Origin of the sequence: Parvimonas sp. M20 (assembly GCF_035282425.1) — a bacterium.
Lineage (GTDB): Bacteria > Bacillota > Clostridia > Tissierellales > Peptoniphilaceae > Parvimonas.
The window spans coordinates 1-853 of sequence record NZ_JAYKBQ010000047.1; the positions used below are offsets into that span (position 1 = coordinate 1).

Genomic DNA, 853 nt, shown 5'->3' on the forward strand with positions numbered 1-853 from the left:
TTCTTAACCTTAAGACCTGATGGCTTGACAAACTCTTCCAAAGGAAAAGGCTTTTTGCAGTATGTGCAGATCTGCTCAGTCATCTTTCTTGTCCGGGAAGCACATGTAGAACAACATATGGCGCTCGGCATCTCGAGCATGGCGCATACCTGCCTCATACATGTCGAACATCTTCAGTTTATCGTCCGTAAACCATCCCTTGGGCTGTTGTGCCATCTTGAAGGAATATGGTATATCTGCCAGACAAAGTGCGGCGCGTATAGCACCAATCCACTGTGGAGTATGTAGGGACGCATTACTATGGTCCTGAGCCTTCCACGCATAGACTTTATAGTCTTCGTAGCGTACATGGAATGGTTCATAGCGCTCCAGGAAGTCAAGTAGTTGCTTAAAGGATAGACCAATATCTTTGGTCTCCCATTGCATCAGCCACAGCTCGTCCGAATTGAAATCCTTCCAACACACGCCGGTGGTCTCACCTGGATCGAGTGTAAGGATTGCAGGCTTCAGCACGTGTTCGCGCCAATCTTTGCCTTTATTGATAGCCTGCCAGATCTGCTGGAATTTACCCGTCAGCTTGACCTTCTCGGCCCGGTCTATTTTGAATTGTGGGAGTGGATATTGATGGTCTGCCAAATACACGGATTTTTCACCAGGTGCTTTGGGCAAAGGCAACATCTACACTCTCCGAATAGGTAGGGTTCGCGGTAAACTTTCAGCTTCGCGGCCACAGGGGTTAGATACCCTTGCAACTCCACCTACTGTTTACCCAACCCCTCTAAGGACTTTGCTTGCAGCCTCGGTAGTCTTTGGCAAAATCGCTTAGCACCTTCCGTGGGTTCATTCGCCTAAG

1 protein-coding gene is annotated in these 853 nt (G+C 48.7%); it reads right to left on the reverse strand.

What is annotated here, in order from left to right; all coding sequences use genetic code 11:
- Positions 1–75: 75 nt before the first annotated feature.
- Complete coding sequence (locus VJI93_RS08270; protein ID WP_324009241.1) at positions 76–678, reverse strand: hypothetical protein; 603 nt, start codon at positions 676–678, stop codon at positions 76–78.
- Between the last annotated feature and the right edge of the window lie 175 nt (positions 679–853).

Excerpts from the sequence above, each read along its gene's own strand:
- VJI93_RS08270 (WP_324009241.1), bottom strand. The coding sequence starts at position 678 with ATGTTGCCTTTGCCCAAAGCACCTGGTGAAAAATCCGTGTATTTGGCA.